Consider the following 23,090-nt stretch of genomic DNA (forward strand, 5'->3'; position numbering starts at 1 on the left):
GGCGTCCTCCTTCGGTTCGACGTCTCGGTTCGTCTGGCTTAGGCTTGCACGGCACGGGCGCCATGGACAGCGCGTCCTCCCACAACCCTAGCAGGAGCCTGCGATGAATATCAGCCTGCATTTCGAATCGCGCCTGCAGGCCAGCCCCGAACAGCTCTGGCGGTGGATCACCTCGGTGGACGGGATACTCCGCGAGATACGCCCGTTGCTGAGCATGAGCGTACCGCCCGGTATCCGCAGCCTCGAAGACCTGGAGGTAGTGCCCCGGCGCCCGCTGTTCCGCAGCCACATGCGCCTGTTCGGCTTGCTGCCGCTGGGCACTTCGCAACTGACCCTGCTGGAGTTGACGCCCGGCCGCGGCTTCATCGAACAGTCGCCGATGACCGGCATGCGCCTCTGGCGCCACGAGCGACGCATCCTGCCGACACCGGGCGAGGCCGGGGAATGCCTGCTGGTCGACCAGTTGACCGTGCGCCCGCTATTCGCCGCCGGACTGGTACGCTGGTTCCTCACCCGCATCTTCCGGCATCGCCACCGGGTGCTCTGCCGGCAGTTCCGCACGGACCGCCGGTGACCCTCGGCTACGCTGAGGAGTGCGCCCGCCCGCATCCGTCATACCCTTCTGGAGAGCAGCACAAGGACCGCTCATGAATCGCATCAAGCACCTGCTCAAGGACCTCGCCATCCTGATCCGCGCCAACCTCTGGCTGATCCCGGTGATCGCCGCCCTGGTCGCCGCGGTGTTCTATTTCGTCGCCCCGCCGCCGCCGATGAGCGCGACCATGGCCACCGGCGCCGAGGGCGGCGGCTACGCCGTGTTCGCCGGCAAGCTCCGGGAAAAGCTCAAGGAGCAGGGCTTCGAACTGAAGCTGGTGCCCAGCGCCGGCTCGCGCGACAACCTGGAGCGCCTGCTCGGCACCGGCGAGGTCGACATCGCCCTGGTCCAGAGCGGCCAGGAGCGCCAGCTCGAAGCCGGGCAGGCGCGCCAGTTGCAGACCCTCGGCGCGGTCTACCAGGAACCGCTCTGGCTGTTCCACCGCAGCAACGTGCACATCGACCAGCTCAGCGACCTGCTGCACCTGCGCCTGGCCATCGGCAGCGACGGCAGCGGCACCCGCGCCGCCACCGAGGCGATCCTGCAGGCTAACGACATCGCCCCGGGACACTATCCGATCACCTGGGAAGCCCGCGGCGGCAACGCGGTGGTCGACGACCTGCTGGCCGGCAAGCTGGACGCGGCGTTCATCGTTGGCCCGGCGGAGAACCCGGCGATCCAGAAATTGGCCGACAACGACCAGCTTCGCCTGGTCAACTTCCGCCGCAGCGCCGCCTACGAGGCGCGCCTGCCGTTCCTCAAGCGGGTCGAGGTCGGCGAGGGCCTGCTCAACCTGCCGCGCAACGTGCCGGAACGAAACATCAGCACCCTGTCGCCGGTGGCCACCCTGGTGATCAACGAACGCTTCCACCCGGCGCTGATCCCGCTGGTGCTGGAAGCCGCGCGCGAGGTGATGAAGGACGGCAGCCTGCTCGACAAGCCCGGCGCCTTCCCCAGCGCCGAGCCGCGCACCCTGCGCCTGCACGAGGACGCCGAGCGCTACTACAAGAGCGGCCTGCCGCTGCTGCAGCGCTACCTGCCTTTCCGCATCGCCTCCCTGGCGGACCGCTACATCATCCTGCTGATCCCGTTCATCGCCATCCTCATCCCGCTGATGAAGTCCATCGGCCCGCTGTATCGCTGGCGCATCCGCGCGCGCATCTACCGCTGGTACCGCTACATCCGCGACATCGACCGCAAGCTCGACAGCGGTACCGACGCCGAGCAACTGAGAAGCGAGATCGAGCGGCTGGAGAAACTGGAGAGCGAGCTGAACACCGTGGAGGTGCCGCTCTCCTACTACCACGAGCTGTACGAGCTGCACCTGCACCTGAACTTCGTGATCAAGCGCCTGCACGGTCTGCAGGAACGCCAGGCGACGCAGGCAGAAGCCGGCAACCTCGGGTAAACTGGCCGATCCGCGGGCGCGCCAGCGGCGTGTCCCGCAGCGTCGCGGAAACCTGCGCGGCGCCGCCGATTACCTGAAAGGTCGAACCTGACATGCCGATCCATCACGCCATCGTCCACCTGATCGAGAAGAAGCCCGGCGGCACCCCGGCCGTGCTCCACGCGCGCGACGCCGAGCTGGGCGACTCCCAGGCCATCGAGAACCTGCTGGCCGACCTCAACGAAAGCTACAACGCCAAGAACAAGGCCTGGGGCTTCTTCCAGGGCGAGTCCGGGGCCTACCCGTTCAGCGGCTGGCTCGGTGAGTACCTGGAGGGCGATCGCGACTTCGTCGGCTTCAGCCGCGAAGCGGTCGAACACCTGCAGAAGCTGATGGAGGAGTCCAATCTCTCCACCGGCGGCCACATCCTGTTCGCCCACTACCAGCAAGGCATGACCGACTACCTGGCGATCGCCCTGCTGCACCACAGCGAAGGCGTGGCGGTGAACGAGTCGCTGGAGGTCACCCCGTCGCGCCACCTGGACCTCGGCCAGTTGCACCTGGCCGCGCGGATCAATATCTCCGAATGGCGCAACAACAAGCAGTCGAAGCAGTACATCTCGTTCATCAAGGGCAAGGGCGGGAAGAAGGTCTCCGACTATTTCCGCGACTTCATCGGCTGCCAGGAAGGGGTGGATTCGCCGAGCGAGACGCGCACCCTGCTGAAAGCCTTCAGCGATTTCGTGGAAAGCGAGGACATGGCCGAGGAACAGGCCCGCGAGAAGACCGAGACGCTGGTCGACTACGCCACCTCCCAGGCGCGCATCGGCGAGCCGATGACCCTCGACGCGCTTTCGGAACTGATGGACGACCAGCAACCGCGGGCGTTCTACGACTACATCCGTAACAAGGACTACGGCCTGTCGCCGGAAATCCCGGCGGACAAGCGCACCCTCAACCAGTTCCGCCGCTTCACCGGCCGCGCCGAAGGCCTGTCGATCAGCTTCGAGGCGCACCTGCTGGGCTCCAAGGTGGAATACGACGAAGAGCGCGACATGCTGATCATCCGCCAGTTGCCGACCCAGTTGAAGGACCAGCTCAAGCGGCGCAAGGACTGACCCGCGCCGCCCCGGAGCGCCGCCGGCGCTCCCTTTCCCTCCTCAGCCGCAGGCCCAGTCGAAGCGCATGTCGCGGAAATCGAGCTGGGCGTTGCCGCCGCCGAAGTTGTAGCCGCCCAGGTATTCCTCGAACTCTACGTAGAAGGGACTCATCTCCGGCACGCCCTGCACCGGACGCATGGTGCCGCCGATATGGTTCGGCAGGTGCCCTTCCACCCAGGGATGCTCGCGGTAGTTGTCGCGCTCGATCTTGCCGTCCAGCCAGTAGTGCGGCAGCTGGTAGCCGCCGTCGCCGTATTCGCTGGGCACCACCCCGGCGTTGGGGTCTTGCGCCCGCGCCGTCCAGCGCAGCGGGTAGCGTTGCTGGTGGCCGGCCGCCGGGCGGCCACCGAGGGCGCGCAGCAGGTAGTAGTCGTCCTCCGCCCAGTCCGGCACGAAGCTGGCCGCCGAACCAGCCTCCAGCCACTGCGGCGGCTCGGTCTGCGCCAACAGCGGGTTACCCGCCGGCAGCGCCGGCGGCTGGCAGGGCGCGCCGCTGAATTCAGCGGCGTCGAGCAGGATCAACGCATAGGCGCCGCCGAGGATGTCCTCCATCCGATGCAGACGCGGATGGCTATTGCGCCCGGCCTCCCAGAACGGCCGCAGTTCCGCTTCGGCCGGCGGTTGCGCGGGCGGATCGATGAGCATCTCGCGAATGCCGTCGACGCTGGTCGGTCCACCGTCGTTCTGGTCCGGGGCGAGGGAGAAGAAGCTCAGCGCGACGATCTCCGGGCCATGCACCCGGTAGTCCTCCGGCAGCAGCAGGGTGAAGCCGTGCATCAGCGGATAGCCGGTGTCCGGATCCAGCGGCCACTGCTCCGGACGGATGCCCGGCGGCAGGCCGAAGCACCAGCCGTGGTTGGCTTCGCCGGCGTGCGCGGCGTCGTTGACGATTTCGATGTCGTAGGCGTTCATGGCCACTCCCTGGTCGGTTTTTCCTGTTCCCGGCCACGCCGGCCGGGTGTCGCAGTGTAAAACGGAGTCCCCGGCAGGCGAAGGACTTTCAGCCCAGGCCCACGCCGAGCGCGGTACCCAACCCATAGGTGAAGGCCGCGGCAAGGGTACCGACCAGCACCTGGCGCAACGCCGAGAACGCCAGCGGCCGCCCGGTGAAACGGGCGGTGACCGCGCCGCTGAACAGCAGCGCAAGCAGGCTGGACAGCAGGCTTGCGACCAGCGCCGCGGCACCGTCGAGGAACAGGAACGGCGCCACCGGCACCAGGGCGCCAAGGGAAAACAGCAGGAACGACGTGCCCGCCGCGTTCCACGGGTTGCCGCCCAACTCCGTCGGATCGATGCCGAGGGCCTCGCGGGACAAGGTGTCCAGCGCGCCACGACCGTCGTTCATCAGTTGCAGGGCCACGCGCCGGGCGGACACCTCGCTCAGCCCCTTGGCAGTGAAGATATCGATCAGTTCCTGGGTCTCGGTGTTCGGGCAGAGCCTGAGCAGGCGTTCTTCCTCGGCGATGCGCTTGCTCGCCATCTCGCGGGCGTTGGTCACCGACAGCCACTCGCCGAGGGCCATCGAACAGGCCCCGGACACCAGTCCGGCCATCCCGGTGAGGACGATGGACGAATGCGCCATGCTCGCACCCGCCACGCCCATCACCAGGCACAGGTTCGACACCAGGCCATCGTTGGCACCGAGCACCGCGGCGCGCAGCTTGGTGCCGGCGTCGCGGTCCGGCCTCGCCTCGGGCAACGCGCACTGCGGCGGATCGGCGTCCGGCCGCAGCGGCGGGGTCTCCGCCGGCATGCCTCAACGCGCCTCGATGCGAAAGCCCAGGCGCGGGAAATGCACATGCACGGTACCCGCCCGCGGGTCTTCGCGGCGCAGGATGAGTTCCTCGCTGCCGGCGAAGAGCAGTTCGCCCTGTACCGCGTCGACACCGTAGTCGGTGGCGGCGATGGCGACCGCCTGGCCGGGCAGGAAACCGTTGGGGTCGCTGAAGGATTCGTCCGGCAATGCCGCGGGCTGGCTGCCGCGAGCCACCTCCAGGGCTTCCTCCGCACTCATCTCGGCTGGCGCGCCATGGCCGAAGCCGAGCACCCGTCCCAACCAGGCCTGCACCTGCGGGTAATCGTCGACCAGCGGCGCGGTGACCGGCGTGCCCTTGAGGAACCACAGGCAGTGCGCCACGGCGAAGTCGGCGACGGACGCTTCGCCGAACAGGAAATCGCCGTCCTCGCGCGACAACTGGCGCTCCAGTCGCGCCATGAATGCCGGCCACTGGTGGCGCGCCTGTTCCAGCGGCAGGCGGCCGGCGCTGCCGCCGCTGAATAGCTGGCTGCGATCGGCCATGAAGGCCTTGAGGAATTCCGGCGGCAGCTTGCCGAAACGCACGGCGATGGACTCCGGGGCGAACGCCAGGCTTACCGCGTGCTGGAACAGCACCGCATCGGCCCACTGGGCGAAGCTCGCGGCGACCATCTCCTGGCCTTCGGGAAACAGCGCCGGAACCGCCTTTTCCTGCTCCAGGCGACGGGCGATCAACGCGGTATCGCAATACACATCGGCGCCGACCTGCAACACCGGGGTCTTCCGATAGCCGCCGGTCAGCGCCACCAGGTCCGGCTTGGGCATCACCGGCGGAATCATCACCGAACGCCAGGACAGTTGCTTGAAACCGAGCAGCAGGCGCGCCTTCTCGGCAAAGGGCGAAGTGGGATAGTGATGCAGGATCAGCTCTGACATGGGCGCCTCCGGGCGGATGTGAGGCACCAGCTTAGCGCGGCTGGGAAAACACGCCTATGACAATCCGGGACATGAAGGGCGCCCCATCGCCTGGCCCGATGGGCCTGGCGATGGGCGCGCTCAATCCAGCCGGCACCCCTGGCGGGTGATGGTCATCCGCCGGTACGCCGCACGCGGCGCCTCGCGCGCCTCCAGGGCGGCGAGGAACTCCCGGGGTCGGTCCAGCGGCAGGCCGGTGAGGAAGGCGCTATCCAGCTCCCACCAGCGTGAGGCGAGCAGGCCCTCGATGATCTCCGGCGGATGCCGGTAGCGGATCACCTGCGCCGGAGTCCCGGCGACGATGGCATAGGGCGGCACGTCGCGAGTGACCACGGCGCGCGTGGCGATGATCGCCCCAGTCCCGACCTTGACACCTTCCATCACCATCGCGCTGTGCCCGATCCAGACGTCGTGGCCGATTTCCGCGTAGCTCAGCGCCGGCTCGTAGCGCAGCGCGGTGCCGGTGTGCTGGAAGGGGTGGCTGCTCACCCAGTCGCTGGGATGGGTGTGCTTTTCCTGGCCGATGAAGCAGTCCGAGCCGATCGAGCAGAAACGCCCGATGGACGCCACCAGGGACAGGTCGGTGCCGCTGCGCACATAGCTGTAGGCGCCGATCTCCAGCCTCGGCGGGACGATGCGCAGGTGGCCGAGTTCGACCCGCTCCTCGAGCACCAGCGTGGTGCGCTTGCCGACACTGGCCGGGCCGCCGGCCAGCTTGCAGCCGCGGCGGCGGATCCAGCGTTTCCACCAATGATTCTTCAGGTAACCCACGAATACCCCATGACCGCAGATGAACGTCCTAGATTGCCGGCTCGCCGACCTCGCGCAACACCGGTACGCCGACCAACAGGCGCTCCTTGGCGCGCTTGCTCAGGGCCTTGATCGCCCGCTCGCGGCGCAGGGCGTCGCCCTTGCTGGCGCAGGCCTCGACGTAGACCAGCGCGCGGGCGGGGCTGGAATGGAAGAACCGCGCGCCCTTGCCGCTGCAATGAGTGTCGAAGCGGCGCAGCGGATCGTCGCTGATGCCGCAGTACAACGCGCCGTTTTCCGCCCTCACCAGGTAGACCGACCAACACTTCCCGATCGCCGCCGTAGCGGCCGTCGCCTCACTCACTCCAGACCCGCTCCCGCATCCGCTCGCAATACGCCACCAGGCGCGGATAGCCTCGCGCCACATGGCTGAGTGGGGTATCCAGGGTCGCCTCGATGAGGTTGGCGAGGATACCGTAAGCGGCGGCATCGGCGCTGCACGGATGTTCGCCGCCGTAGTACGGGACCTGGCCAAGCAGGCCGTCGAGGGCATCGAGGTCGTCGCGGGCGAAGGCCAGCAGTTCGTCCCTGCCGTGGACCCCGAGCCCCTGCGCCCTGAGGGTAGCGCGGACCTTGCGGCGCATGGCCCAGGCCACCGCGTCGCGCACGCCGAATGGCAGCGAGCCGAAGAACACCGGCTTGAGCACGCGCCAGCTGTCCTCGTCGAACCAGCGGAAATACAGCATCAGGTAGTACAGGTGTTCGTCGCACAGGCGCGTGATCGCCCGTGCCCAGCCCTTGCCCCGGGCATCCAGGCCGGCGTCGAGTGTGACCCCGTAGCGCTCGCCGAGGGTACGGATGACGATCTCGCTGTCACCGATCGCCTCGCCCTCGATACGCACGTAGGGCAGCTTGCCCTTGGGCGCCTTGCGCGGGTCGCTGACGACCTTCACCTGATACTCCAGGCCGGCCAGGCGCAACCAGGTTTCCAGTTTCAGGCAGTAGGGACTGGCATTGGGTACGTTGAATGCGGCGGGGAACTGGAAGAGCGTGATCATCGCGGCGTCCTGCGGGTTGTCCGCGGCGAGCTTAGGAGATTATCCGCGCTTCGGCCACCGACAGCCTCAGCCGGCCGCCGGATGGGCAGCCTGGTAGGCGGCCAGGCCCTTGCGCGCCTGCCCGCGGATCGCCCGCTGCACCGGCGGCGCCCAGCCCAGCAGCAGGCCCTTGGCGCCAAGCGCCTGGCGGCTCCAGCGCCACAGGTCGAACTGGTCGCGATGCTCGACGATCAAACCGCCGGCGAAGCGGAAACGGGCCTCGATGCGATTCTCCACCCTGCGCCCGGTCTGGGTGAACAGGTAGTGGGCCACCCATTGCGCACGCCCCTCGTTCTCGTCGGCGCGGACGTTCGCGTAGTCCAGGCGGAAGTCCCGCGCCCGGCTGGTCAGCAGGCGCCACATGTCGCCCACCTCGCGCCCGCGCAGTTCGCCGAAGGCCGGGTCGTGGAAGGTCGCCTGGGGAGCGTAGCAGGCCGCCATGGCCTCGCCGTCGAGGCGCTGGAAGGCCTGGTAGAAGCGCTCGATCAGTTCGGCGTTGGGGTGGGCCATGCGGGGTTCCTTGCGATGAGAGGGACTTGCCAGGCGTCCCCAGGCGGGAACGCCGTCGTGCCGGGTCGTTTCAGCCGAACCACTCGCGGGCGCTGCGCCAGAGGCAGATACCGACGAAATAGGCCGAGGCGGCGAACCACAGGCCGAGCAGGATCGGCAGGTCGGCCGGCTGCTGGACGATCAGCAGACCGCTGCTGATCAGCCAGACGAAAGTCACGGCGATGTTCAGCGGCATGAACTGGCGCACGCGGAACGGGTGGAGGAACTTCATCCGGGTCAGGGTCAGGGCAGCCAGCACCAGCACCGTGGCGAGGTTGACCCAGGGGTGCAGGTCGAGCACGTAGAAGTACACCGCCACCACGTTCCAGGCGGCCGGGAAGCCGACGAAGTAGTTATCGGTGCTCTTCATGTTGACGTTGCAGAAGCAGAACAGCGATGAAACCAGGATCACGCCCACCGCCAGCAGCTCGAAATGCTCCGGCAGGGGGATGTAGCGGTAGATGAAGATGGCCGGGATGAACACGTAGGTCAGGTAGTCGATCACCAGGTCGAGCACCGAGCCGTCGAAATGCGGCAGCATTTCCTTGACTTCGTACTTGCGCGCCAGGGTGCCGTCGAGGCCGTCCACCAGCAGGGCCAGGCCGAGCCAGAGCAGGCAGGCCTGGGGTTTGTTGTCGACCAGCGCGAGCAGGGCCAGCAAGGCCAGGATCACGCCGCTGGCGGTGACGGCGTGGACGCCCCAGGCCTTGGCTTTGTTGATGGGAGTCATCGATAGGTTCACGGGCATTTCTCTTGTTCGGTGTTCGGCATGACGCGTCGCTCTATAGTGCACCGGCACCGGTGCGTCTGTCTGTTATCGGATTGTCGGTGCTGGCGAGAGTTCAGCCAGCCCCGCCGGTCAGCGAATCGGCGGCGCATAGTGCAGGCCGCCGAGATTCCATTGCGCGTTGAGGCCGCGCGGCATCTTCAGCGGGCTGCCGTCGCCGACGTTGCGGGCGAAGATCTCGCCATAGTTGCCGACCTGGCGCACCATCTGCACCACCCAGTCGCGCGGCAGTTGCAAGTCCTTGCCGGCGTCGCCCTCGCTGCCGAGCAGGCGGGCGACGTCCGGGTTGCGGCTGTCCCTGGCCTGGCGCTCGACGTTGCTCGAGGTGACCCCCAGCTCCTCCGCGTTGAGCAGGCCGTACAGGGTCCAGCGGACGATGTTGAACCAGGCTTCGTCGCCCTGCCGCACGGCCGGGCCGAGCGGCTCCTTGGAGATCACTTCCGGCAGCACCACGTACTGCTCCGGCTTGGCCAGCTTCAGGCGCTGGGCGTAGAGCTGCGACTGGTCGGAGCTGAGCACGTCGCACTGCCCCGCCTCCAGGGCACGGGCGCTCTTCTCGTAGCTATCGTCGAGCACCGCCTTGTAGCGGATGCCGTGGGCCCGGAAGTAGTCCGCCACGTTCAGCTCGTTGGTGGTGCCGGACTGGATGCACACCGTCGCGTCCTTCAGTTCGCGGGCGCTGGACACGCCGAGCTTGCGATTGACCAGGAAGCCCTGGCCGTCGAAATAGGTGACGCCGGTGAAGTGGATGCCCAGCGCGGTATCCCGCGAGCTGGTCCATGAGGTGTTGCGCGACAGCAGGTCGACCGTGCCGGACTGCAACGCCGAAAACCGCTCGGTGGCGGACAGCGGGGTGAAGCGCACCTTCTCGGCATCGCCGAACAGCGCGGCGGCCAGCGCCCGGCAGATGTCGACGTCGAGCCCCTTGAAACGGCCCTTGGCGTCGGCGTAGGAGAACCCCGGCAGGCCGTCGCTGACGCCGCACTGCACGTAGCCCTTGCGCTTCACCGCATCCAGCGTCGCACCGGCCTCGGCCGTGGCGCTGGCGCCGAGGCAGACAGCGGCCAGCAGCAGCCAGGTACCTTTCATTATTGTCATCTGTTCGCCACTCCCTTCGCCGCCCCTGGGTGAACCGCCGGCCCCGCGCCGGTCGCTTCCCGGGCCGGTCGCCGCACTGTAACCGCAAGCGCCGCGGCACCGGCAGAGGCAGCCGGCGGCGCGACGGCGGCGGGCGACGAACGGCGTACCCGGCGCACTTCCCTTAGCAAAGCGCATCCGCGGGAAATTGGCGAATGCATGATCTGCGACAATCTGGCCGACTTGCGAGCGGGAAAGCGCCTGTTGTCGAATGGTCCTCCCATTCCGAACGCATATGCCCCCTGCCTGGAGCCGTCATGAGCGAACCCCTGATCCTCGATGCCCCGAATGCCGACGCCTGTATCATCTGGCTGCACGGCCTGGGCGCCGACCGTACCGACTTCAAACCGGTGGCCGAAGCCCTGCAGATGGTCCTGCCGAGCACCCGCTTCATCCTCCCCCAGGCGCCGAGCCAGGCGGTGACGGTCAATGGCGGCTGGGTCATGCCGAGCTGGTACGACATCCTTGCCTTCAGTCCAGCGCGGGCCATCGACGAAGACCAGTTGAACGCCTCCGCCGACCAGGTCATCGCTCTCATCGATGAACAGCGCGCCAAGGGCATCGCCGCCGAGCGGATCATCCTCGCCGGTTTCTCGCAGGGCGGCGCGGTGGTCCTGCATACCGCCTTCCGCCGCTACGCCCAGCCGCTAGGCGGGGTGCTGGCGCTATCCACCTACGCGCCGACCTTCGACGACCTGGCGCTGGACGAGCGCCACAAGCGGATTCCGGTCCTGCACCTGCACGGCAGCCAGGACGACGTGGTCGACCCGGCGCTTGGCCGCGCGGCCCATGACGCCTTGCAGGCGCAGGGCGTGGAGGTGGGCTGGCACGACTACCCGATGGGCCACGAGGTGTCCCTGGAGGAAATCCACGACATCGGCGCCTGGCTGCGCAAGCGCCTCTGACGCCCGGAGCTTCTCTCAGACGGGGTGCAGCCGGTAGTTCAGCGCGTAGCCGCCGAGCAGCTCTTCCAGCGCCGCCCGGCGTCTTTCGTCAAGCGCGGGAACGTGCAGGTGGGCGAGTTGGCCGTGGCGCTCGTCGGCGACCACCTCCACGCGGATATCCTCGGCGATCCTCCGGCTTTCCTCCTCCAGCACCCGGCGGATCGCGTCCAGGCGCAGCGCCGGCTTGAAGGTCTTGCCCACCGCGGTGACCGGCATGCTCTCGATCAGCCAGATATCCTTGGGCACCGCCGCGCGCTCCGGTACGTGGCGGCTGGCGTGCTCCAGCAGCTCTTCCTCGCTGGTGCTGGCGCCGGGCTTGAGCTGGATATACGCCACCGGCAGCTCGCCGGCCTTGGCGTCCGGCTTGCCCACCGCCGCCGCCAGGGCCACGGCCGGATGCCGGTGCAGCGCTTCTTCGATCATCTGTGGGTCGATGTTGTGGCCACCGCGAATGATCAGGTCCTTGCTGCGCCCGGTGAGCCAGATGTAGCCGTCCTCGTCGATACGACCGAGGTCGCCGGTATTGAACCAGCCATCGCCGATCCAGATATCGCGGTTCCGGTCCTGTTGCAGGTAGCCCTTGAACACCGTCGGGCCCTTCAGGCAGAGGTTGCCCACCTCGTTCGGCGCGGCATCGCGCAGGTAATTGCCCTCGCCGTCGAGCACCGCGACCTTCACCTGGCAGTACGGCAGGCGCAGGCCGATCGAACCCGGCCGGCGCTCGCCGCCACGCGGGTTGCAACTGGTGCCGCAGGTACCTTCGGTGAGGCCGTAGCCCTCGATCACCTTGAGCCCGGTACGCGCCTCGAACTGGCGGATCAGCTCCACCGGCATCGGCGCCGCGCCGCACAGGGCGAAACGCAGGCTGGACAGGTCGCGGCCATCGCTGGGGACCTGCAGCAACGCCGCGTAGATGGTCGGCACGCCACTGAAGCTGGTGACCCGGTAGCGTTCCACCAGCTTCCAGAAGTCCTGGATCAGGGTCGGATTGCGGTAGCCCTGGGGCCCGGCCAGGAGCACCTGGGCGCCGCGATGGAAGGGCGCCAGGCCGGTAACCATCACGCCGTTGACGTGGAACAGCGGCAGGCCGCAGAGCAGCACGTCGTCCACCCCGTAGTCGGCGTTCAGGCCCATGATCTCGGCCATCGCCACCTCGTTGAAGTGGCTGTGCGGCGCCAGCTTCGGCGTGCCGGTGGTGCCGCCGGTGTGGAAATAGGAAGCGACGTCGTCCGGATGGATCGCCCGTCCGCTCTCCAGGCGGTCTGCCGGGCAGTCGGCGATCAGCGTATCGAAGTCCAGCACGCCCTCCGGCAGCGGCCCGCGCTGGGCCTTGAGCGCCTCGCGCTGCGGCGCCGGTAACAGGTTGGCCGGATCGACCACGACGATCGCGTACAGCTCCGGCAACTGCGCGCGCAGGCCGGCGACCTTCTGCCACAGGTCGGTGCCGGGGAACGGCGCCAGGGTCACCAGCACCCGGGTGTTGGAGGCGCGGATCAGCTCGGCGATGTGCTCCGGCTCCAGCAGCGGGTTGATCGCATTGACGATCCCGGCAGCCTCGCCGCCCCAGATCACGTAGTGGGTCTGCGGCAGGTTGGGCAGCAGGAAGGACACCGCCTGGTGGCTTTCCAGGCCCAGCCGGTGCAAGGCGTTCGCGGTCTGGGTGACGCGGGCGAACAGCTCGGCATAGCTGATCCGCAACGGTTCTTCGGCGGCGCTGCCATGCAGCAGGCAGCTCAGGGCGATACGCTGGCCGTGGCGCTGGGCCGAGCGTTGCAACAGTTCGTAGGTGCTGGACGGCAGGTCGCGCTGTTCCAGCGGCACGCGTTCCAGGGCTTCGATATCGCTCAGCCCGACGATCGATGGGGACGGATTCATGGTTTTCTTGTTCTTCCGTTGGTGAGTGGGCGGACACTCGCCGGATCGCTCCGGCACCGTCCCGAAGATGCCACCCCCGTCGTCGCCCTACCGTTGTCTTTTTGTAGCGCGCCGCCGGTCGCGCGCACGAGTCCTCCCGAAGGCTGCCCCGGGCGCTTCGCGCAGCCCCCTCCAGGCCCCGTCCGGCCAGGGCTGGAGGGCGCCGGCCAAGCATGGATTTCTCCCCGCTGGCAACATGCTTTACACTGGCGCCCGTTCATTCCTTAACCACTACGAGATCGCCGTGCTCAAAGCACTCAAGAAAATCTTCGGCAAGGCCGACGGAACCCAGCCGCAGAGCGGTTCCTCCCCGGTCCCGCAAGGCCCTGCCGGCGCTACCGCGAAAGGTACCGCCCCCACCGGCGAAAAGCCGACCGAGAAACGCCCACGCAAACCGCGCCCCCCGCGCGCCGACAACGAGTCCGGCGCCCCGCGCGCCGCTGAAAAGGCCGAGAAAGGCGAAAAGCCCGCCAAACCCGCCGCCAAAGAAGGCCGGGACGCCAAGCCGCGCAGCGACAAGCCGCGCCGCGAACGCAAGCCGAAGCCGGTGGACAACTGGAAGCTGGAAGACTTCGTGGTCGAACCGCAGGAAGGCAAGACCCGCTTCCACGACTTCAACCTCGCCCCGAGCCTGATGCACGCCATCCATGACCTCGGCTTCCCCTACTGCACCCCGATCCAGGCGCAGGTACTGGGCTTCACCCTGCGCGGCCAGGACGCCATCGGCCGCGCCCAGACCGGCACCGGCAAGACCGCCGCGTTCCTCATCTCGATCATCACCCAGTTGCTGCAGACCCCGCCGCCGAAAGAGCGCTACATGGGCGAGCCGCGCGCGCTGATCATCGCCCCGACCCGCGAACTGGTGGTACAGATCGCCAAGGACGCCGCGGCGCTGACCAAGTACACCGGGCTGAACGTGATGACCTTCGTCGGCGGCATGGACTTCGACAAGCAACTCAAGCAGCTGGAAGCGCGCTTCTGCGACATCCTGGTAGCCACCCCAGGCCGTCTGCTGGACTTCAACCAGCGCGGCGAGGTGCACCTGGACATGGTCGAGGTGATGGTCCTCGACGAAGCCGACCGCATGCTCGACATGGGCTTCATCCCGCAGGTCCGGCAGATCATCCGGCAGACCCCGCACAAGGGCGAACGCCAGACCCTGCTGTTCTCGGCGACCTTCACCGACGACGTGATGAACCTCGCCAAGCAGTGGACCGTCGATCCGGCGATCGTCGAGATCGAGCCGGAGAACGTCGCCAGCGACACCGTCGAGCAGCATGTCTACGCCGTGGCCGGCAGCGACAAGTACAAGCTGCTGTACAACCTGGTGGCACAGAACAACTGGGAACGGGTGATGGTCTTCGCCAACCGCAAGGACGAAGTCCGCCGCATCGAGGAACGCCTGACCAAGGACGGCATCAGCGCCGCCCAGATGTCCGGCGACGTACCGCAGCACAAGCGCATCCGCACCCTGGAAGGCTTCCGCGAAGGCAAGATCCGCGTCCTGGTGGCAACCGACGTGGCCGGCCGCGGCATCCACATCGACGGCATCAGCCATGTGATCAACTTCACCCTGCCGGAGGACCCGGACGACTACGTGCACCGTATCGGTCGTACCGGCCGCGCCGGCGCCTCGGGCACCTCGATCAGCTTCGCCGGCGAGGACGATGCCTTCGCCCTGCCGCCGATCGAAGAACTGCTGGGCCGCAAGATCACCTGCGAGATGCCGCCGGCCGAACTGCTCAAGCCGGTACCGCGCAAGCACTGAACGCAGGCGTGGAGAAAAAAGGCGAAGCCATCCGGCTTCGCCTTTTTCGTTTCTGCGACACGCAGGTGCCGCCGTCGGTCATCGAGGCGGGTCGGCGCTTGCCCGGCAATACCTTAAAGTCCAGAATGGACAAATTGTTTACATCCATTCCGGAGATCGCATGAGCGCCGCCACTCCCCTGATCGTCCAGCAGGCCGAAGCCGAGCAACTGCTCGCCCGTATCGACGTCCTCCAGGCCATGCGCCAGCTGTTCCTCGACCTGGCCGCCGGCCAGGCGCTCCAGCCGGCCCAGCAACTGGTGGAGTTCCCCGCCGGTCGCGGCGACTTCATCAACTACCTCGGCGTGCTCGCCCAGGAACAGGTCTACGGAGTCAAGACTTCACCCTACATCGTTCGCGAACAGGGCCCGTTGGTCACCGCCTGGACCCTGCTGATGTCGATGCAGACCGGCCAGCCCTTGCTGCTCTGCGATGCCGCCCGGCTGACCACCGCGCGCACCGCCGCCACCACCGCGGTGGCGGTGGATGCCCTGGCTCCGACCGAGGCCGGCCGCCTGGCGCTGATCGGCAGCGGACCGGTGGCCCATGCCCACCTGCAATACGTGAAGGGCCTGCGTGACTGGCAGGGCGTGCGAGTCCATTCGCCGAGCCTGGACGAGCGCCGCCTGCAAAGCCTCCGCGCCATCGACCCGCGCGCCGAAGCCGCCGGCAGCCTGGAGGAAGCGCTGGACGAAGCCGATGTGATCCTGCTCTGCACCTCCTCGGCCCGAGCGGTGATCGACCCGCGCCAACTCAAGCGCCCGGCGCTGGTCACCTCGATCAGCACCAACGCGCCCCGCGCCCATGAGGTACCGGCGGAAAGCCTGGCGGCCATGGACGTCTATTGCGACTACCGGCACACCACCCCAGGCTCCGCCGGCGAGATGCTGATCGCCGCCGAACAGCATGGCTGGAGCCCCGAGGCGATCCGCGGCGACCTCGCCGAACTGCTCAGCGGCCAGGCGCCACGTCCGGAATACCGGCGCCCGGCGTTCTTCCGCTCGATCGGCCTGGGCCTGGAAGACGTAGCCCTGGCCAACGCCCTCTACCGCCTGCGCCAGGCAGGCTGATCGCGCGATGCAGGAGAGCAGCATGATCGAAGCGGATTACCTCGTCATCGGTGCCGGCATCGCCGGCGCATCCACCGGCTACTGGCTGTCGGCCCACGGCCGGGTCGTGGTGCTGGAGCGCGAGGCGCAGCCCGGCTACCACTCCACCGGCCGCTCCGCCGCGCACTACACGGTGGCCTACGGCACACCCCAGGTGCGCGCGCTCACCGCCGCCAGCCGGGCCTTCTTCGACAACCCGCCGGCCGGCTTCTGCGAGCATCCGCTGCTCAGCCCGCGTCCGGAAATGGTGGTCGACTTCAGCGACGATCCGGAAGAACTCCGCCGCCAATACGAAAGCGGCAAGGCGCTGGTGCCGCAGATGCGCCTGCTGGACGCGGAACAGGCCTGCTCGATCGTGCCGGTGCTGCGTCGCGACAAGGTCTTCGGCGCCACCTACGACCCCACCGGCGCCGACATCGATACCGACGCCCTGCACCAGGGCTACCTGCGCGGCATCCGCCGCAACCAGGGGCAGGTCCTGTGCAACCACGAAGCGCTGGAGATCCGCCGGGTCGACGGCGCCTGGGAAGTCCACTGCGCCGCCGGCAGCTACCGCGCGGCGGTGCTGATCAACGCCGCGGGCGCCTGGTGCGACACCATCGCCGGGCTGGCCGGCGTCCGCCCGCTGGGCCTGCAACCCAAGCGCCGCTCGGCCTTCATCTTCGCCCCGCCGCCGGGCATCGACTGCCACGACTGGCCGATGCTGGTCAGCCTCGACGAATCCTTCTACCTGAAGCCGGACGCTGGCATGCTGCTCGGCTCGCCGGCCAACGCCGATCCGGTCGAGGCCCACGACGTGCAGCCCGAGCAACTGGACATCGCCACCGGCATGTACCTGATCGAAGAAGCCACCACCCTCACCATTCGCCGTCCGGAACACACCTGGGCGGGGCTGCGCTCGTTCGTTGCCGACGGCGACCTGGTGGCCGGCTACGCCGCCGATGCGGAAGGCTTCTTCTGGGTCGCCGCCCAGGGCGGCTACGGTATCCAGACCTCGGCGGCGATGGGCGAGGCCAGCGCCGCGCTGATCCGCCACCAGCCGCTGCCGGCGCACCTGCGCGAGCACGGCCTGGACGAGGCGATGCTGTCGCCGCGCCGCCTGTCCCCCTGATGACCCGGCGGCGGGTTTGCGGCACACTCGCCTCGCCCGTCGTCCCACGAGAGTTCCTGCGCATGAGCCCGAGCCAAGACCCCAGCCTGGAGAACTACCGGGCGATCGCCGACGGCATCGCCACCCTGTTCTTCCCCCACGCCGAAGTGGTCCTGCACGACCTGCGCAGCCAGCGGGTCGACTACATCGCCAACAACCTGTCCAAGCGCGAGGTCGGCGACGACTCGGCGCTGGAAGACATGCTCGAAGGCGATAGCAACGAGCGCAACATCGGTCCCTACGAGAAGCTCAACTGGGACGGGCAGAAGATCCGCTCGGTCAGCACCGTGCTGCGCGACTCCGCCGGCCAGCCGCTGGCGGTGCTGTGCATCAACCTGAACATCAGCCTGTTCGAGAGCGCCAAGGCGGCACTCGACCTGTTCCTCTCGCCGAGCAAGCTGATCCCGCAACCGGACGCGCTGTTCCGCGACGACTGGCAGGAGCGCATCAACACCTTCCTGCACGGCTGGCTGCGGCAGCGCCAGCTCGGCTTGAACCTGCTGACCCGCGAGCACAAGCGCGAACTGGTCCTGGCCCTGCACGCCGAGGGCGCGTTCAAGGGCAAGAGCGCCGCCAACTATGTGGCCAACGTGCTGAACATGGGCCGGGCGACGGTCTACAAGCACCTCAAGGAGCTGAAGGAAGGCGGCGACTGACGGCAGCCGCCGCCGGCGAGCGGTCAGTCGCCGTAGATGTCGCTCTTGAAGTACTTGCCCTCGATGCGCTTGTAGGTCCCGTCGGCACGAATCGCGTCGATCGCCGCGTTGAGCTTGCCGACCAGCTCGGCGTCCCCCTTGCGCACCGCGATCCCGGCGCCCTCGCCGAAGTATTTCGGGTCCTTGAACTCCGGCCCGACGAAGGCGTAGCCCTTGCCGCGCGGGGTATCGAGGAAGCCGGTCTGCAGCGGGATGGAGTCGGCGAAGGTGGCGTCGAGGCGGCCGGCCACCAGGTCCAGGTAGATCTCGTCCTGGCTGGTGTAGCGCACCACTTCGGCACCGGCCTTGGCCAGCACCGCACTGGCGAAGCGGTCGGCGGTAGCGCCGCGCTGCACGCCGATGCGCTTGCCGGCCAACTGGCTGAAGCTGTCGTCGAGCTGGGCGCCTTCCTTCATCACCAGGCGGCCCGGCGTGAAGTAGTACTTGTGGGTGAAGTCCACCGAGCGCCGGCGTTCCTCGGTGATGGTGATGGAGGACAGCGCGGCGTCTATCTTGCGAACTTTCAGCGAGGGAATCAGGCCATCGTACTCCTGCTCGATCCACTGGCACTTCACCTGCATCTGCGCGCACAGCGCGTTGCCGATGTCGTAGTCGAAGCCGGCCAGTTCGCCTTCGGCGGTCTTGAAGGAAAACGGCGGGTAGGCGGCCTCGATGCCGATCCGCAGGTTGCCATCGGCGGCGACGGCGGATCCGCTGGCGAGCACGCCGAGCAGCAGGCCTCCCAGCAGGTTCTTGGTGTTCAGCGACTTGATCATGGACGACTCCAGGGGTGACGAAGGTGCGCCCGCGGCCCGGGCGGGAAACAGACGGTGATCCGCCTTTATACTTTTCGTCCAATCTGGACCAAAAAGTATACATCGTCAATCGCCGTCCCTCCTCCGCTACCCCTCCTTACCTCCTTCGAGGAATAGGCCCGCCGGCCCGCGGGACTTAGTCTTGAGCCATACACAGCCACCCGCGAGGTGTTCCGCTACGCAGACATCACCCCCTTGCTCCATTTCAGCTATCACGGTTAAGGCTCTATTTACGCCTGGATCCCCGCGTCACGCTCATGCCGCGGGGATTTTTTCGTTTCGTCAACGCCCTTGAAAGGCTTCGCTACCCGTCGCAAACCGCGCTCCGCCAGCTAGCGCGCCCAGGTCGGCGCCGAGCGCGAGTACCGAAGGGTGCCTGAGCGACGTACGGGACCCGGTCGGGCTGGACATGCCCGGCCACCCGGACGCGCGGCGCAGCTATGTGTAGCGGCTTGCAATCGAAAACCGTCGGGCTCGCAATCAGCGCGATTTTGGGCTCAGATTATCTGTGACTGACGGTGGGGGCGGGCTCACATTAATTGCGAGCGAGCTTGCAATCCATGCGGTGGGCTTGCAGTCCATTACCGCGGGCTCACGCTCTTTGCGACTGACGCTCATACCGGTAATACGCCGATCCCGATGAAGCAGATGACCTTTGCCGACGCCGAGTACGCCGGCAAGCGCAAGCAGAGGCGCGTCTGTAATGGGGGAATGGCTGCTGCGAGGTGCTCGCGGCGGCTAAAAACACAGAAATGAGCGGGTGATCGGATCGTTTTTAATCGATTCTCCGCTTTCAAATTCGCCGGGGGCTGAAGTCGGCCAGAAAGACATGGCTACTTCAGACCATCCCTAAGGGAGCTGAGCCTATATTGTTTGTAGTCCATGCAAGGGATTGCAAGCCAACTCAGCCCCAAGGTTTCCACCTTTATTTTCTGGAGGCAATTGTTACAATAAAAGCATCATGCCCAAGAGAAGCATCTTCCTCTGTACTCTCTTTCGCTCTAGTATTATTATTATTGATATCATCAGGCACTTTTACTGGATTGACAAGCCCTTCAAATATGGCATCAAGTCTTGCCTCGAACCTCCCTACATCCTTATGCCAGATGAATCCCTCAATTTTTGAAATTGCCAACCCTTTTTTAGTTGCCAAAGATACGACTTCCAGAGTTGCCTTCGTAGTTAGCCACATCTTCCCATTGCCTTCTTTTGAAAAAAAATCTAGGCCATTGTCAACTATTTCGACAGAGTTAGGATTGATCATTACTTATTTCTCCAGATGATTCGCCCGTCAACCGCCCATGCGGAATCGTTCCGATCTGCAATTTGAATAATTTCACCTGTCCTATCGTTCACAACTATATATCCATTAGGAGGACTTCCATATACTGTTGCAGAGTCATTCCGCCCCAGCCCATCTATCGTCTTATTAGGCCGACGCTTATCTGAAGAACTACCTGTTGCACCTTTTCCGATAACATCTCTAATTTCAACCTCAGTCCACCCTCTAATTGGAATTTGCTCTCTGATCTTATCATCAATAACAACATCATGAGGGTTATGATTGAACATTATATAGATTGGCTTAACCCCCGAGCCCACCGGGAAGATCACGATCAGATCGTCCAGATCTAACGGCACTCCCGGATAGGACTCCGGCTCGGCCTGTACTGGGGTGATCGTTGCTCCCTCATACACCGGAACCGGCTGCGGTACGACCGGAGTGGTGCTTGAGGGGTTCTGGCTTCCTGGAGGGGTGGCAGGGGTCCAGGTCAAGATCAGCGGTGGTGTATTCGGCACGGTGGACTTTGCGGGAACCGTCACCTCATACCGGCCCGTCGCAGCATTGAGGGTCGCGGCGCGAACAGGCACGCCCTTGGGGACAGTTGCACCGTTGGTCAACATCGCGGCAATCTGCGATTTACCACTCGGGCTCTCTTGTGCAGCACTCGTGAGTCGTACCGGCATATCAACCGTGCCACCTGCCTTGGCGACGCTTTGCAAATCAGCCGTGCCAGGAAGCCCCAGAGCGGACGCCTCCAGTGCCAATGCATTGCGAACGCCGGCAGGAACCTTGTCACTGTCTTTACCAGCCTGGTCGGAATACAGCGACAGCACCGCGAAGGTGGCAACGTATGCGCCGGGTCCACTACCAGCAATCTGAACCAGGCGATTGACAGCATTCGTTAGGGAAGCCGCCAGGCGAGCCGTCTCCACTGCCGCACTACCAAACCCGGCCACCGAAACCAGCGGCGTAGAGGTAGCCGGCATCGCCAAGGTGTTCGCAGCCTGGATGATCTGACCTGGTACTACATCGGCTGTTTTTTGCAAATCGTTGGTCGCCGCACGCTGTGCCTCGGCTACCGCTGCCGAAACCTCCTTGGCTTTGGCCTGCAGCTCTGCTTCGGTCTGCTGGGCATAGGTGTTCACCTTGGCATAGGTGCTTTCAGTGAATTGTCGAAGGGTTGCTTGTGCAGCTTGCGAAGCCGCCTTGGTGGGGCTTGCCTTGACCTGGGCGGTTAGCCTGTTGACCTCGGTTTCGACCTCGGCGGCCGCATTGGCAGCAAACTGAGCCAGCGCTTGTTTTCGTGCTGTCGAAAACGCCGTGGCTTCGTTGACGATCTGCTTGACTTTGGTGTTGAAAGCCGTGACCTGGGCTTCTCCACTGGCCTGTGCTGCCAAGGCAATCTGATTCCGAAATGCCGCGCTGATCAGGTTCTGGCTGGACGAAATCTGGCTGTTGGCTTGTTGCTGGGCTTGCGCTGTCTTGACCTGCACCGCCTGGGTTGCCGAGGCGACTGCACCACTGACCTGGGTGGAAACCTGAGACAGACTAGCATCCACTGCTTTCACACGTTGCTGGACCTTGGTGGCGGTCGGAGTGGTGATCGCGTTGAAGTCGGCACCGAGCTGTTGAGTGACCTGCTGGGCTTGCGCCTCCATTGACCGGGCTTTACTCTCCAGTGCTTGAGACGTTTGTTTCAAGATAGCGATTTGCGCCTTATAGATATCAGCGCTGTACGCTTTGGCCAGCTCACTCATATGTCGATCAAGGAACTCTCCATAGAACTTTCGACTGGCTAGCAACTGATTCTGGTACATCGCCTCTGACTTCTGAGGAAAGTCTGAAGCCGTATAAAGATTGGCCGGGCGATCCTCAATGGCCTTTAGCGATTTTGCTTTGGCATCCATGAGTGCATCAACGATACTCTTTTCATCGCGGATGTCATTGGCACTGACCGCTTTAACTGGCAACCCCGCTTCACTCTTGAGTTCATCCACCTCCTTCAAGGTTTTATTCTTCAGGTTTTTCTTGAGTTCTGAATGGGACTTATCAAGAGTATCTCTTAGCCTCCTGTACTCTTGCATTCCAGGGCCAACATACGGGCTTGGTCCTGGCGGGACAAATGGTGGAGTACCGTAGCTTGACCGACCTGTAATGTACTGGATTATGTCTAGCCCACTAGCCTGTACATGCGTAATAACCATCGACCCAGGCTCGTAACCATTATCATTTCCTCTGGTCACGACAAGTGGTGGCGCACTATTATTTGTCATGAATGGCTTTCCTATCGAAAGAGTTGAACCAATATATTTACAGAACCTTCTTGAGCGATGCAGTAGTAGGTAGAAAATGCACGGCAATAGGCCGGCCAGATGCGGCAATCAACTGCAATATCTCAGTTTGAAGCTCTACGATGGTTGCACTCCATTCTTCCCTTTGCGGTATCGCTCCGTTCGTGGAAGCGTCCATCAGACGACCGTTTTCTGGACGCCAGCCTCGTTCCCCTTGGCCGCCCCCAGAAACCGCGTACTTTTAGTCCAGTAACGATTTCTCGCTTTCAAAATTCACCTATGCTGCCTTTCGCGCATTTCTGAACGAAATCATGCTGATTGGGTACGTGCGCATTTCCACCGACGATCAACTACTGGACCTGCAACGCGATGCGATGGCCAAGGCGGGTTGCGAGCGAGTGTTCGAAGACACTGCCAGCGGCGCCAAGGCCGATCGAATCGGCCTGGCCGCGCTTCTCGCCAATCTAAGGCGGGGCGACACGGTGGTGGTCTGGCGGCTGGACCGGCTTGGCCGCTCGATCAAGGACCTGATCTACCTGGTCGAGCAATTGGAGGATGCCGGCGTGGGTCTGAAGAGCCTCCAGGAGAACATCGACACCACATCCACCGGAGGGCGTTTGGTTTTCCACCTCTTTGCCGCGCTAGCCGAGTTCGAGCGCAACCTGATCAGTGAATGCACCCATGCGAGACTATCTGCAGCACGTGCTCGCGGTCGGCTGGGCGGCCGCAAGAAACGCCTGGATCCCGCCAAGCGCAAAGTCGCCCTGAAGCTCTATCACGAGCGCCAATACACCGTGGTGGAGATCTGTCGGATGATGGGAATCGGCCGCTCGACGCTCTACAACTACATCACCGAGGCAGAACGGAATGCCCACCAGCAGGCGTAAG

Annotated in this window: 22 protein-coding genes and 2 pseudogenes; 9 read left to right on the top strand and 15 right to left on the bottom strand. The window is 65.3% G+C overall.

The window, feature by feature from the left end; all coding sequences use genetic code 11:
* Window positions 1-103 precede the first annotated feature (103 nt).
* From HMPREF1224_RS21890 to yejK, 3 genes are all read left to right on the top strand, one after another.
* The gene (locus tag HMPREF1224_RS21890) at window positions 104-574 is read left to right on the top strand and encodes an SRPBCC family protein (RefSeq protein ID WP_003119281.1); all 471 of its coding nucleotides are present in this window, start codon (window positions 104-106) and stop codon (window positions 572-574) included.
* Window positions 575-647: 73 nt separating this feature from the next.
* The gene (locus HMPREF1224_RS21895; protein WP_003111143.1) at window positions 648-2,003 is read left to right on the top strand and encodes a TAXI family TRAP transporter solute-binding subunit; all 1,356 of its coding nucleotides are present in this window, start codon (window positions 648-650) and stop codon (window positions 2,001-2,003) included.
* 92 nt (window positions 2,004-2,095) lie between these two features.
* Entirely contained in the window at window positions 2,096-3,100 is a 1,005-nt protein-coding gene (gene yejK, locus HMPREF1224_RS21900; RefSeq protein WP_010793391.1) for a nucleoid-associated protein YejK, read from the top strand.
* A 42-nt stretch (window positions 3,101-3,142) separates the two neighbouring features.
* Here yejK and HMPREF1224_RS21905 read toward each other — a convergent pair whose 3' ends face one another.
* The 9 genes from HMPREF1224_RS21905 to HMPREF1224_RS21945 all read right to left on the bottom strand — a co-directional run bounded on the left by HMPREF1224_RS21905 (window position 3,143) and on the right by HMPREF1224_RS21945 (window position 10,154).
* On the bottom strand, window positions 3,143-4,054 hold the full coding sequence (locus HMPREF1224_RS21905; protein WP_003119277.1) for a hypothetical protein: 912 nt from the start codon (window positions 4,052-4,054) through the stop codon (window positions 3,143-3,145).
* 88 nt (window positions 4,055-4,142) lie between these two features.
* Window positions 4,143-4,895: a VIT1/CCC1 transporter family protein gene (locus HMPREF1224_RS21910; RefSeq protein ID WP_003105033.1), complete on the bottom strand. Its 753-nt coding sequence runs from the start codon at window positions 4,893-4,895 to the stop codon at window positions 4,143-4,145.
* A 3-nt stretch (window positions 4,896-4,898) separates the two neighbouring features.
* Complete coding sequence (locus HMPREF1224_RS21915; RefSeq protein WP_003092916.1) at window positions 4,899-5,834, bottom strand: glutathione S-transferase family protein; 936 nt, start codon at window positions 5,832-5,834, stop codon at window positions 4,899-4,901.
* Window positions 5,835-5,954: 120 nt separating this feature from the next.
* Entirely contained in the window at window positions 5,955-6,644 is a 690-nt protein-coding gene (locus tag HMPREF1224_RS21920) for a CatB-related O-acetyltransferase (protein WP_003105028.1), read from the bottom strand.
* Between the two features lie 28 nt (window positions 6,645-6,672).
* A complete protein-coding gene (locus HMPREF1224_RS21925) occupies window positions 6,673-6,987 on the bottom strand; it encodes a GIY-YIG nuclease family protein (protein ID WP_003119275.1) in 315 nt (104 codons plus the stop codon).
* On the bottom strand, window positions 6,980-7,681 hold the full coding sequence (locus tag HMPREF1224_RS21930; RefSeq protein WP_003092922.1) for a glutathione S-transferase C-terminal domain-containing protein: 702 nt from the start codon (window positions 7,679-7,681) through the stop codon (window positions 6,980-6,982). Before HMPREF1224_RS21930 ends, HMPREF1224_RS21925 begins: the two co-directional genes overlap by 8 nt.
* A gap of 66 nt (window positions 7,682-7,747) precedes the next feature.
* Window positions 7,748-8,230, bottom strand: coding sequence for a nuclear transport factor 2 family protein (locus tag HMPREF1224_RS21935; RefSeq protein WP_003118297.1), 483 nt, complete (start codon window positions 8,228-8,230; stop codon window positions 7,748-7,750).
* Window positions 8,231-8,300: 70 nt separating this feature from the next.
* Window positions 8,301-9,017, bottom strand: coding sequence for a phosphatidylcholine synthase (gene pcsA / locus HMPREF1224_RS21940; protein ID WP_003105024.1), 717 nt, complete (start codon window positions 9,015-9,017; stop codon window positions 8,301-8,303).
* Between the two features lie 111 nt (window positions 9,018-9,128).
* The gene (locus HMPREF1224_RS21945; RefSeq protein WP_003119272.1) at window positions 9,129-10,154 is read right to left on the bottom strand and encodes an amino acid ABC transporter substrate-binding protein; all 1,026 of its coding nucleotides are present in this window, start codon (window positions 10,152-10,154) and stop codon (window positions 9,129-9,131) included.
* Window positions 10,155-10,450: 296 nt separating this feature from the next.
* Here HMPREF1224_RS21945 and HMPREF1224_RS21950 point away from each other — a divergent pair, with 296 nt between their 5' ends.
* Entirely contained in the window at window positions 10,451-11,098 is a 648-nt protein-coding gene (locus HMPREF1224_RS21950) for an alpha/beta hydrolase (protein ID WP_003105021.1), read from the top strand.
* Window positions 11,099-11,113: 15 nt separating this feature from the next.
* Here the strand turns inward: HMPREF1224_RS21950 and HMPREF1224_RS21955 are convergent, their stop codons facing one another.
* Window positions 11,114-13,012 carry an acyl-CoA synthetase gene (locus HMPREF1224_RS21955; protein WP_003118296.1) on the bottom strand — a complete coding sequence of 633 codons (1,899 nt, stop codon included), beginning with the start codon at window positions 13,010-13,012 and terminating at the stop codon, window positions 11,114-11,116.
* A gap of 283 nt (window positions 13,013-13,295) precedes the next feature.
* Between HMPREF1224_RS21955 and rhlB the strand changes: the two genes are divergently transcribed.
* From rhlB to dauR, 4 genes are all read left to right on the top strand, one after another.
* Window positions 13,296-14,819 (top strand): ATP-dependent RNA helicase RhlB, encoded by a 1,524-nt coding sequence (gene rhlB / locus HMPREF1224_RS21960; RefSeq protein WP_003158777.1) that lies wholly within the window; start codon window positions 13,296-13,298, stop codon window positions 14,817-14,819.
* 160 nt (window positions 14,820-14,979) lie between these two features.
* A complete protein-coding gene (gene dauB, locus HMPREF1224_RS21965; protein ID WP_003143090.1) occupies window positions 14,980-15,927 on the top strand; it encodes an NAD(P)H-dependent anabolic L-arginine dehydrogenase DauB in 948 nt (315 codons plus the stop codon).
* A 22-nt stretch (window positions 15,928-15,949) separates the two neighbouring features.
* Complete coding sequence (dauA, locus tag HMPREF1224_RS21970) at window positions 15,950-17,077, top strand: FAD-dependent catabolic D-arginine dehydrogenase DauA (RefSeq protein ID WP_010793392.1); 1,128 nt, start codon at window positions 15,950-15,952, stop codon at window positions 17,075-17,077.
* Between the two features lie 62 nt (window positions 17,078-17,139).
* Window positions 17,140-17,772: a transcriptional regulator DauR gene (gene dauR, locus HMPREF1224_RS21975; protein WP_010793393.1), complete on the top strand. Its 633-nt coding sequence runs from the start codon at window positions 17,140-17,142 to the stop codon at window positions 17,770-17,772.
* Between the two features lie 23 nt (window positions 17,773-17,795).
* Here the strand turns inward: dauR and HMPREF1224_RS21980 are convergent, their stop codons facing one another.
* The 5 genes and pseudogenes from HMPREF1224_RS21980 to HMPREF1224_RS45920 all read right to left on the bottom strand — a co-directional run.
* Window positions 17,796-18,587 carry an ABC transporter substrate-binding protein gene (locus HMPREF1224_RS21980; RefSeq protein WP_003118292.1) on the bottom strand — a complete coding sequence of 264 codons (792 nt, stop codon included), beginning with the start codon at window positions 18,585-18,587 and terminating at the stop codon, window positions 17,796-17,798.
* A 964-nt stretch (window positions 18,588-19,551) separates the two neighbouring features.
* Window positions 19,552-19,890 carry a hypothetical protein gene (locus tag HMPREF1224_RS44255; RefSeq protein WP_071536042.1) on the bottom strand — a complete coding sequence of 113 codons (339 nt, stop codon included), beginning with the start codon at window positions 19,888-19,890 and terminating at the stop codon, window positions 19,552-19,554.
* Entirely contained in the window at window positions 19,890-20,198 is a 309-nt protein-coding gene (locus HMPREF1224_RS46190) for a colicin E5-related ribonuclease (RefSeq protein ID WP_170870257.1), read from the bottom strand. Before HMPREF1224_RS46190 ends, HMPREF1224_RS44255 begins: the two co-directional genes overlap by 1 nt.
* Window positions 20,181-21,560: pseudogene (locus HMPREF1224_RS46195) on the bottom strand (S-type pyocin domain-containing protein); the annotation flags it as partial. The pseudogene HMPREF1224_RS46195 and the gene HMPREF1224_RS46190, both read right to left, overlap by 18 nt.
* Window positions 21,551-22,184: pseudogene (locus HMPREF1224_RS45920) on the bottom strand (hypothetical protein); the annotation flags it as partial. The pseudogenes HMPREF1224_RS46195 and HMPREF1224_RS45920, both read right to left, overlap by 10 nt.
* 329 nt (window positions 22,185-22,513) lie before the next feature.
* On the opposite strand from HMPREF1224_RS45920, the gene HMPREF1224_RS21990 reads away from it, so the two are divergent.
* Window positions 22,514-23,089, top strand: coding sequence for a recombinase family protein (locus HMPREF1224_RS21990; RefSeq protein ID WP_010793395.1), 576 nt, complete (start codon window positions 22,514-22,516; stop codon window positions 23,087-23,089).
* The last annotated feature ends 1 nt before the right edge of the window (window position 23,090 follow it).

The organism is Pseudomonas sp. P179 (assembly GCF_000478485.2).
GTDB lineage: Bacteria > Pseudomonadota > Gammaproteobacteria > Pseudomonadales > Pseudomonadaceae > Pseudomonas > Pseudomonas aeruginosa.

Coding starts and splice junctions, on each gene's coding strand:
- HMPREF1224_RS21890 (WP_003119281.1), top strand. CDS start 104: ATGAATATCAGCCTGCATTTCGAATCGCGCCTGCAGGCCAGCCCCGAA.
- HMPREF1224_RS21895 (WP_003111143.1), top strand. CDS start 648: ATGAATCGCATCAAGCACCTGCTCAAGGACCTCGCCATCCTGATCCGC.
- yejK (WP_010793391.1), top strand. CDS start 2,096: ATGCCGATCCATCACGCCATCGTCCACCTGATCGAGAAGAAGCCCGGC.
- HMPREF1224_RS21905 (WP_003119277.1), bottom strand. CDS start 4,054: ATGAACGCCTACGACATCGAAATCGTCAACGACGCCGCGCACGCCGGC.
- HMPREF1224_RS21910 (WP_003105033.1), bottom strand. CDS start 4,895: ATGCCGGCGGAGACCCCGCCGCTGCGGCCGGACGCCGATCCGCCGCAG.
- HMPREF1224_RS21915 (WP_003092916.1), bottom strand. CDS start 5,834: ATGTCAGAGCTGATCCTGCATCACTATCCCACTTCGCCCTTTGCCGAG.
- HMPREF1224_RS21930 (WP_003092922.1), bottom strand. CDS start 7,681: ATGATCACGCTCTTCCAGTTCCCCGCCGCATTCAACGTACCCAATGCC.
- HMPREF1224_RS21935 (WP_003118297.1), bottom strand. CDS start 8,230: ATGGCCCACCCCAACGCCGAACTGATCGAGCGCTTCTACCAGGCCTTC.
- pcsA (WP_003105024.1), bottom strand. CDS start 9,017: ATGCCCGTGAACCTATCGATGACTCCCATCAACAAAGCCAAGGCCTGG.
- HMPREF1224_RS21945 (WP_003119272.1), bottom strand. CDS start 10,154: ATGACAATAATGAAAGGTACCTGGCTGCTGCTGGCCGCTGTCTGCCTC.
- HMPREF1224_RS21950 (WP_003105021.1), top strand. CDS start 10,451: ATGAGCGAACCCCTGATCCTCGATGCCCCGAATGCCGACGCCTGTATC.
- HMPREF1224_RS21955 (WP_003118296.1), bottom strand. CDS start 13,012: ATGAATCCGTCCCCATCGATCGTCGGGCTGAGCGATATCGAAGCCCTG.
- dauB (WP_003143090.1), top strand. CDS start 14,980: ATGAGCGCCGCCACTCCCCTGATCGTCCAGCAGGCCGAAGCCGAGCAA.
- dauA (WP_010793392.1), top strand. CDS start 15,950: ATGATCGAAGCGGATTACCTCGTCATCGGTGCCGGCATCGCCGGCGCA.
- dauR (WP_010793393.1), top strand. CDS start 17,140: ATGAGCCCGAGCCAAGACCCCAGCCTGGAGAACTACCGGGCGATCGCC.
- HMPREF1224_RS21980 (WP_003118292.1), bottom strand. CDS start 18,587: ATGATCAAGTCGCTGAACACCAAGAACCTGCTGGGAGGCCTGCTGCTC.
- HMPREF1224_RS44255 (WP_071536042.1), bottom strand. CDS start 19,890: ATGATCAATCCTAACTCTGTCGAAATAGTTGACAATGGCCTAGATTTT.
- HMPREF1224_RS46190 (WP_170870257.1), bottom strand. CDS start 20,198: ATGTTCAATCATAACCCTCATGATGTTGTTATTGATGATAAGATCAGA.
- HMPREF1224_RS21990 (WP_010793395.1), top strand. CDS start 22,514: ATGCTGATTGGGTACGTGCGCATTTCCACCGACGATCAACTACTGGAC.